Genomic DNA, 7768 nt, shown 5'->3' with positions numbered 1-7768 from the left:
TTAGTAGCCCGTATGCCCCGACCTTACCAGGTATCATGCTAGAGTCCGCCGAGGCAGTGGAGGTTGCCCCTCCGCATTCTTCAGGCTCTGTCAGCCGGCCTATGCATGAGCAAAGCACCTTGATAGAGGCCCCAGCTATTACGGAAAAGGCGCCGTCGCGGCAGGTTCCAGCACAGCTCGTGCACCTGACCACAGGAGAAATCTTTCCGCTTAGCCGCCCGGAGATGATCATCGGGCGGCGAGATCCCATTCGCAACCTCTATCCAGATATCAGCTTGGCAGACAAGATGGTAGGTCGGCGCCACGCCTGCATCCGCAACCGTCAGGGCACCTTTACCATCGAAGATCTCCACTCGCGGAACCGGACACGCCTCAACGGCAACTTTCTGCCACCTGGCCAAGAGCGCTCTCTCAAGCACGGTGATATTCTGCGCTTCGGCAACATTGAGATGCGTTTTGAGCTGATCAATGGTCACCAGCCCTCAGCCCAGAAAAAGGAGTAAGCAGCGCTGCCCCCCACCGACCACCTAGGCAGCCGCCTGTAGTCGGTTTAGCTCTGGCGGCTCAGAAAGTCAGGCAGCGCCGCTACCGATGGCAAGATTGCCTCGGGACGCTCTTCAGGCTGGCAGGCAGTGAGCAAGGGCGAATCTGGCCCGTGCTTACCGGTGCAAACCAGCAGGGCCCGCAGGCCAGCGCGTCTGGCTCCCTGAATATCATTGACAATATCGTCGCCAACCATCAAAGTCTCCTCGGGTCTCGTCCCGAGGACGCGCAGTGCTTCCTCAAAGAAGGCACGCTCCGGCTTTCCAATAACTAGGGCATGCTTGCCAGAAGCCATTTCGAGGGCGGAGACGAACGGCCCGCTATCGAGACGCAAGCCATCACTGACGCGCCAGTAAAGATTTTTATGCATGGCCAGCAGGTCGGCACCAGCCATCAGCAGGCGAAAAGCTCGGTTCATATTCTCATAGGAAAGCAGTTCCTCAGCTCCCCCAATCACCACGACATCGATTGGAGCCTCTCCCCTTTCGTCCGGCTCAGCCAGCTCGACGCCAGCAAAGTCAGCAACTGTATCGCCCTTGGTGAGCAACCAGCAGCGTTTGCCAGCATAGACCCGACGCAAATAGGCCGCCGTGGCTGCAGGCGCGGTAATCAGTTGGTCAGCAGAGACCGGCAGCCCTATCTCCTGGAGGCGCCGAGCCAGTGTCGCTCGGGCCATTGTCGTGGTATTGGTAACAAAAGCAGAGCAATAGCCATGTTGCGCTAGCCAGCGGAGGGCCTGAGCAGCGCCTTCAACTGGCTGCATACTCACATGCAGCACGCCGTCGATGTCTAGCAGCACACCGCGAATCGGACTCATGACAGCATCTCCCGTTGTCGCCATCTGATGATGTATTGGCACAGCTACACTCAAAAGAGAAGAAAGAGCCTCATCAAAGCAAAGAGAGCTGCCCCCAGAGGGCCTTGCCTGCCCCCAGAAAAGGGCACCATCATCGCAAGCTCGCAACCGAGGATTGCGCGGCAGATGAGTACTCATTATCACTATATGCGTTCCCAGTCAGTAAAGCAAGAAGCGCTTGCGTGTTTACTCGAATAGTAATCTATTACTTTGTTTTACCCGGCCTATTCGCTTTCGTCTTCCGAGATGAGAGCGATGAAAAAAGCCACGTACCAATGACATGAGACAGGGAATGATGCTATAATAGCCGCGAGGAATAGCCTTTAAGTAGGAGATTGCGCCATGGACGGTGACATGATCGGGCGTGTCATCAAGGGCCGATACAAACTGATTGACGAGAGAGGGCGGGGCAACTTCGCCACCGTCTATGTTGCTCGTGACCTTGAAAATAATCATATCTATGCGATCAAGGTTCTGCACGTCGAGCTGGCGGGGGACAGTGAACTGCTGGCCCGCTTTCAGCGTGAGGCCCGTATATTGCTGCACCTGAGCGATCCCCATATTGTGCGCATCATCGACTATGGGGAAGACCACAGCCTGCACTTTATCGTGATGGACTACATAGATGGGCAGAATCTCAAGTACCATACGATCACCTATGGACCCCTGAAGCCCTCACGGGCGCTCAACTATGCGCATCAGATTGTCGAGGGCCTGGATGTAGCCTACCGGCATGGCGTAGTCCACCGCGATATCAAGCCGCAGAACATTCTCATCAATACGAAAGATGTAGTCAAAATCACTGATTTCGGGCTGGCACGAAGCAGCGAGACCGTTACCCTGACCCGGTCAAACATGTTCATGGGCACTCCATACTATATTGCGCCCGAGCAGGCCGAGAGCGGGCGCGCGGCGGACACGCGCTCGGATCTCTACTCGGTCGCCACCGTCCTGTTTGAGATGCTGACTGGCCATCCGCCGTTTGAGGGTGAGACCGCGGTGGATATTGTGATCAAGCATATGAATGAGAAAGTGCCCTCAATTTGCCGACAGCGGCCAGGGCTGCCACCGGAGATGGATCAGTTCTTTCAAAAGGCAATGGCCAAGTCACCCGCAGATCGCTTTCAGACGCCTCAGGAGTTTCTGGCTGCCTTAGAGCAGTTGCAGCAGCGCGTTCATGAGGTAGGCGCCGATGAGCGTGCCGAGCTTCCCGAGGGAGAGCGGCCAGCGCCTCCGCGCATGCCTCCTCAAAAACAGGCTCGCTTGGTCGTTATTGCCACGGGTCAGGTCTTTCCTCTGACCGGTGAACAAATGGTTGTCGGTCGCCACGACCCGATTCTAGGGATCTATCCCGAGATCAATCTGATGGATAAGACAGTTGGTAGACGGCACGCCTATATCCGCAATCAACATGGTACTTTTACCGTTGAGGACTTGAATGCCCTGAACAAAACCCGCTTAAATGGAGTGGTTCTTGCACCGCATGAGGAGCATGTACTCAAGGATGGAGATATTCTCCGCTTCGGCAGCGTCGAGGTTCGTTTTGAACTACGCTGAGCTATTACGCTATTTTGCAGTTGTAGGGACGGCCCACGCGGTCGCTTTCTCCGCCCGGATATGTGGATCGGCCAGGCAGCTCCTACAACTCGGAGGGGTGAACCAGTATGCCTAATCTACTCTCGAGTCCGCTCATCCTCGTCATTGCAGCGGTCGTCGTTATTATCCTGATCGTGGGGGCCATCCTGCTGATACGCAGCAGCGGCAAGAAGCGCGATGAGGAGACGAGCGCTGCGCAGGCTCAGGCGCCGGAGTGGCAGCGCCAGGCCCCCCCAGGAGGGTGGGGCCAGCAGCAAGCGATGGGGAACTCTCCTGACCAGTTCTGGGGCCAGCCAGCTCAGCCACAGCAGCCAGGCGGTTGGGGAGGTGCTGGTATGGCCCAGCCCCAGCAGCCGCCTTCCTTCTCACCGTGGAGCGCCCAGGGTCCCGCCCAGCAGCCAGGTGGTTGGAGCGGCCCAGGCGCAGCTCCAGCACAGCCCCAGACCGCTCCCTGGTCCGCACAGTCCCCAGCCCAACAGCAAGCGCAGCAGATGGCACCTTGGGGCGGGCAAGCACAAGGGCAACCGCAGAGCGCCCCCTGGGGGATGCCACAAGCCCAGCCACAGCCTCAGGCCCCGGGAGTTCCTTCCTCTTCGGGCGCCAGTTGGGAGAATCCGCCCGCCGGGGCCAGTCCAGTCTCTCCTTGGGAAAGCCAACAGCCCGCAGCCGCTCAGAGTCCGTGGGGCCAGCCAGCAGCCCAGAGCGGTAATACTGCACCGTGGGGGCTGTCACCGCAACCCCAACAGCAGCAACCTGCCTCTGGCCCAACGGCCATGCCTGCCTGGGGACAGAGCGGAGGACCTCCAAGCGGACAGCCGCAGCCGGCTTCTGCTGATCCGTGGGCCCCAGCAGGTTCGCAGCCTCAGCCTTGGGGACAAGGACTGCAGTCGCTACAGAGTGCCGGTGGCGCTATGATGGGGCAGGTCCCGGCGACGCCAGCGCCTCCCTCGCCTGCTAGCAGCCCCTGGCAGCAGCCTCAGCAAGTACAACAGCCTGTTTCTCTGCCCGGCTTCCCGCCCGCTGGAGCCGGTGGCCAACCCGGTCAGTTCGGCCAGTCTCAAGAGGCAGGCCCTTCTGCTTTCTCTGAGGCCGATAAGACCATGCTTCGAACTACCGGGCCGCAGGGCCGGATTGGCATCCTGCGCGTCGAGGAGGGTAAGGAGGCTGGCCGCGTCTATGAGATCCGAAAGGATTCGCTGAGCATTGGGCGCAGCCGTGAAAGCGATATCTTCCTGGAAGATTTAGCTGTCTCGCGCCTGCATGCCTCCATCATCAACATGGGAAATGGCAACTATGCCCTGAAGGATGAGGGAAGCGCCAACGGCACGCGGCTTAACGGCCAGATGATTACCAAGTATCAGCCTTACCCGCTTCAGGAGGGGGATAAGATCCAGCTCGGCCAGACGGTGCTCGTGTTCGCCAAACGTTGAGGTTATGATCCGCGGCTCAGCTTACTGCCACCTGGCCCGGGCTTGGCCGGGCAGAGGCGGTTTAGCCCGGTTGCTGTCGCTTTGGCCTGGCCTGATTCGGCTTGGCTTGCTTCTGTGTACCGGGTTTGCCTTTTTTCTCAGGCCCTGGCAGGCCCGGAACGATATGTCACGTCGGTCGGGCACCCACCACGTCGCATCACCTCGGATGCTGCGACTGGTTGCAGGCCTTTCGGTCCCGCAACCCTCATCAGGGTGCCCGCATCAATGGGGTGAGTTGTGCAGTCACAACGCGATGAGCTGATCGGAGCAACACTCGGAAACTATCGAATTCTGGCTCCCCTGGGGCAGGGCGGTATGGCTCGCGTCTATCGCGCCCGGCAGGAAAATCTAGACCGCGAGGTCGCCATCAAGGTGCTCCCGCCCTGGTATGCCTCAGACCGTAGCTTCGTCGAGCGTTTTAACTTGGAAGCTCGCCTTGTCGCCCGCTTGTCCCATCCCAACATCGTGACAGTTCACGATGCCAGTGAGTATAACGGGTTGCTTTACATTGTCATGCAGTTGGTTGATGGGGGAACGCTAAAGCAGCGGCTCGACCAGCTGCGCGCCCAGGGAAAGACAATGGATTTGCATGAGGCGGCTCTGATCTTCCGCCAGATTGCCGATGCGCTCAGCTATGCCCACGACCAGGGGATCATTCACCGCGACGTAAAACCAGTCAATGTATTGATGGACCGTTCGGGCCGGCCCATTCTCTCGGATTTCGGTATTGCCAAGGTACTGGCGAGCAGTCATGAGCAGTTGACTCGCCCGGGCGCCGGCGTTGGCACGCCTGAATATATGTCCCCTGAGCAATGCATGGGTGGGCAGGTCGATGGGCGCGCTGATATCTACGCGTTGGGTGTGATGCTCTTCGAGGCCCTGACCGGTCGCACGCCTTTCATTGGCGATAACTATCCAGCTTTGGCTCACAGCCACCTCTACGAGCCACCACCTCCTCCAAGCCGCTTTAATCCCGCTCTTCCCGCCCCAGTCGAGCGGGTGATTCTGACAGCTCTGATGAAGGACCCTGCTCAGCGCTACCAACGAGCCAGCGAGCTGGCTGATGCGCTTGATCTGGCCATCCATGCCACCGGTCGGCTACCAGCCTATCAGAGGGAGCACCCCTCTCCACCAGCTCGGTCGCCCGCTCAAGCTGCTCCAGGTCTACCAGCCGGAGCCAGAACACCTCAACCACGCACAACCAGCTATCTTTGTCCGAATTGCCAGCACTTGAATAGGCCCCAGATGCGCTATTGCACCCGCTGCGGCTGCCCTCTCAATCAATGTCCTGCCTGCGGGCGCATCAATCCGGCCAGCAACCGTTTCTGTACTGCCTGCGGTCACGCTCTCTCAGCAGTACCCGTTTGAGACGCTGGCCTAATAGAAGCATTCATCTTTACCAGGTCTGACAAGCTGCTCCAGGATGCGACGCTGCTGTAGCAGGCGCTTCTGGAGCAGCGAGAGTAAAGCTTCATCGCTCATGGCCAGAATACTACGAATGCGCTCAACCAATACACTGGGCTGGGTTGGCTTGGTCAAATAATCGACGGCCCCCTCCTCTAAGCCCCGCACGTGCTCGCTCAGGTGGGTCGAGGCCGTCAATACAAGAACCCGAATGGGCGGACTCAGCTTGTTGGCTCGCAACCAATGAAGCACTTCCCAGCCAGAGATAGGGCGCATGTTCAGATCGAGGACAATGAGCTGAGGAGCAAAGCTGTGTACCAGTTCCATAGCCTCCTCCCCACCACGCGCTCCCCGCACCTCAAAATGGGAATAGGACAGAAAAAGACTGAGGACATTGAGAATAGCTTCATCATCCTCAACAATGAGAATTTTCGGTTTTCGCTCTTGAACAGACATATCATCACCTTCTCCCAACCGCAGGGACTCCTGGAAGAGGTCCACACACGAGAGACCGTTACCAACCCGCCTTTGACAAGCTCCCTAGCCTGCCTGTTCATAGAGGCCCCCGCTTGTGCATTTGCTGAAAGCGCACAGCACACATTCTCTTCCGCCAATCCCCTCATCTGGCAAAGGTCGCTAAGCCGCCGCTGACATCAGCCGACCTGGGTGTAGCGTAGGTGCGAGGCTAGAGTGTGCGTGTCAAGGGGAAGCGCACCTCGGCCACCGTATAGCCTCCACAGATCGGCTTGAGGCCAGGCGTACTGGCCGGCGGATCAAGCTCGGTCACACGCCGTAGACTGAAGTGTCCACGGAGATCGGTCAGCAAATTGCGGATCAGCGAGAGGCCCAGCCCTTCACCGCTCTCCTCTTCTTCCAAGGGCTTCTTTGGCCCTTTCCCAGTATCAATGACCTCGACCACAACCATCCCCCCTTCTTCACGCCCCCGCACTAACACCGTTCCCTCAGTGAGATCAGCCATGCCATGCTTAATGGCGTTCGAGACCATCTCATTGAGCACTAAAGCCAGAATCGTGACTGCTCGCGACGGGATCACAATCGGACATGGCTCAACTTTAAAGGTAATGTGCGCATCAGGGGGACTGAGATTAGCGCTGGCAACGCCCACAATCTTGCGCGCGATATCATCCACTCGAGCCTCGCTCAGGTCCTCATGGGCTAGCAAATCATGGGTAGCGGCCAGGCCTTGGACGCGATTGACACTCTCTGCCAGTGTATTGCCCACCTCGGGCGAGCGCGTCCGCCGGCGCTGCAGCGAGAGAATACCGGCTACTGTTGCGAGGTTGTTCTTGACACGGTGATGCAGCTCGCGCAGGAGCATCGATTTGAGCTCCAGACCCCGCCGTGTCTCTTCGTAGAGACGCGCATTCTCAATGGCAATGGCCGCTTCATTGGCAAAGGTCACCACTAACTGCATCTGCTCTGGACTCAGCAGATGCCTGTGGCTGCTATAGATACAGATACATCCCAAGACCTTGCGCTTGACTTCTAACGGCACACAAAGGACAGAATGAATTTCCGAGGAAATGAATGGATCAGCGCGCAGAAAACATTTTTCATCTTGCTGGAAGCAGTCGACGAGCATAATCGGTCGCCCAGTTTGTACGGCGCGACCTGCGCAACATTCTCCAACCTTGACACGCGCCTGCTGGATCTGACTGCCTCCGAAGCCATAATGAGCCAGGATATGCAGCGTCTGGGTCTCCGCATCCAGTTCAAAGATACATGAGCGCTCGGCGCCACTGAGATGCACCGCTTGCGTAGTGATCATCTGCAGCACTTCGTCGAGATTCAATGTGCGCGCAATGACCGTGGTGACACGGTGAATGGTCGCTAGCTCATGCACCTTGCGCCTTAGCTGCTCATCGGTCTGCTCATAGAG

The 7768-nt window shown here is 58.2% G+C and carries 7 protein-coding genes; 4 read left to right on the top strand and 3 right to left on the bottom strand.

Annotated features, from left to right (window positions below; translation table 11 throughout):
- Window positions 1-503, top strand: a 503-nt coding sequence (locus tag IRZ24_RS13790; protein WP_297165224.1) for an FHA domain-containing protein, incomplete at its 5' end; no start/stop codon positions are given.
- 47 nt (window positions 504-550) lie between these two features.
- Here IRZ24_RS13790 and IRZ24_RS13785 read toward each other — a convergent pair.
- Window positions 551-1360: a TIGR01458 family HAD-type hydrolase gene (locus IRZ24_RS13785; RefSeq protein WP_297165222.1), complete on the bottom strand. Its 810-nt coding sequence runs from the start codon at window positions 1358-1360 to the stop codon at window positions 551-553.
- Between the two features lie 381 nt (window positions 1361-1741).
- Here IRZ24_RS13785 and IRZ24_RS13780 point away from each other — a divergent pair, with 381 nt between their 5' ends.
- The 3 genes from IRZ24_RS13780 (at window position 1742) to IRZ24_RS13770 (ending at window position 5832) form a co-directional block, all read left to right on the top strand.
- Window positions 1742-2956 carry a protein kinase gene (locus tag IRZ24_RS13780; RefSeq protein ID WP_297165220.1) on the top strand — a complete coding sequence of 405 codons (1215 nt, stop codon included), beginning with the start codon at window positions 1742-1744 and terminating at the stop codon, window positions 2954-2956.
- A gap of 107 nt (window positions 2957-3063) precedes the next feature.
- Entirely contained in the window at window positions 3064-4425 is a 1362-nt protein-coding gene (locus IRZ24_RS13775) for an FHA domain-containing protein (protein ID WP_297165218.1), read from the top strand.
- 276 nt (window positions 4426-4701) lie between these two features.
- Window positions 4702-5832: a serine/threonine-protein kinase gene (locus tag IRZ24_RS13770; RefSeq protein WP_297165215.1), complete on the top strand. Its 1131-nt coding sequence runs from the start codon at window positions 4702-4704 to the stop codon at window positions 5830-5832.
- 9 nt (window positions 5833-5841) lie between these two features.
- On the opposite strand, the gene IRZ24_RS13765 is transcribed toward IRZ24_RS13770, so the two are convergent.
- The gene (locus IRZ24_RS13765) at window positions 5842-6324 is read right to left on the bottom strand and encodes a response regulator (protein WP_297165213.1); all 483 of its coding nucleotides are present in this window, start codon (window positions 6322-6324) and stop codon (window positions 5842-5844) included.
- Between the two features lie 229 nt (window positions 6325-6553).
- Window positions 6554-7768, bottom strand: a 1215-nt coding sequence (locus IRZ24_RS13760; RefSeq protein ID WP_297165211.1) for a GAF domain-containing protein, incomplete at its 5' end; no start/stop codon positions are given.

The sequence above is a fragment of the Thermogemmatispora sp. genome (genome assembly GCF_019683755.1).
Lineage (GTDB): Bacteria > Chloroflexota > Ktedonobacteria > Ktedonobacterales > Ktedonobacteraceae > Thermogemmatispora.
Note: the sequence above shows the minus strand (reverse complement) of the source record. Positions and strands in the feature narration are given on the sequence as shown.